This is a genomic window from Mesorhizobium sp. M7A.F.Ca.CA.002.09.1.1, from assembly GCF_003998555.1.
GTDB lineage: Bacteria > Pseudomonadota > Alphaproteobacteria > Rhizobiales > Rhizobiaceae > Mesorhizobium > Mesorhizobium ciceri.
This window is the reverse complement of record NZ_RZRR01001393.1, coordinates 1-861: the sequence shown is the minus strand read 5'-3', so window position 1 is coordinate 861 and position 861 is coordinate 1. Positions and strand designations below refer to the sequence as shown.

1 protein-coding gene is annotated in these 861 nt (G+C 68.3%); it reads left to right on the top strand.

The genetic code is table 11. The annotated features are described in order from the left end of the window. The coding region (locus tag EN994_RS33475; RefSeq protein ID WP_164746531.1) for a branched-chain amino acid ABC transporter permease at positions 1–794 on the top strand (794 nt) is incomplete at its 5' end. Positions 795–861: the final 67 nt, after the last annotated feature.

Below are 861 nucleotides of genomic sequence, written 5' to 3'. Positions count from 1 at the left end.
GCTGGAATCCGGTCCTGGCGATCCCGCTGGGCGCCCTTGCGGCACTGGTGCTGGCGGTTCCGACGGCCTTTTTCGCGTTCCGCTTGCAGGGCGCGTATTTCGCCATCGGCACCTGGGTGATCGCCGAAGTGACGCGCCTGCTGGTTGCGCAGTGGAAGGCACTTGGCGGCGGCACCGGCACGTCGCTGCCGCGCGAGGCGACGAGCAGCATCCTGGGCACCGATGCGGTCCGGGCGCTGTTCGGCGTCCGCGAGGCCGCGGCACGCGATGTCATGGCCTACTGGCTGGCTTTGGCGCTGGTCGTGGCCGTGACGGGCGGCATCTACTGGCTGCTGCGCAGCCGCCTCGGGCTGGCGCTGGCGGCCGTGCGCGACAATGTCGACGCGGCGCAATCGGTGGGCGTCGATACCGCCCGGCTCAGATGGGCGGTCTTTCTGATCGCCGCGGCTGCCACCGGGCTGACCGGCGCGCTGATTTTCCTGCAGACGGCCCGCATCTCGCCGAGCGCGGCCTTTGCCGTCACCGACTGGACCGCCAACGTCATCTTTATTGTCGTCATCGGCGGCATCGGCACCATCGAGGGGCCGATCCTCGGTGTGCTGGTCTTCTTTGCGCTGCGCTCGGCGCTGGCCGACTACGGCAGTTGGTACTTGATGACGCTCGGCCTCATCGCCGTTGTCGTGATGCTTTTTGCGCCAAAGGGGCTCTGGGGCCTGATCGCGTCCCGCAATGGCCTGCACCTGTTTCCGGTCCGCCGCAGGCTGACCGGTCCGAAGATCGAGGGAGGAATTTGATGGCGGATATCGAAACCGACGTGCTGATCGTCGGCACTGGCCCGGCCGGCTCGGCCACCGCCGCGCT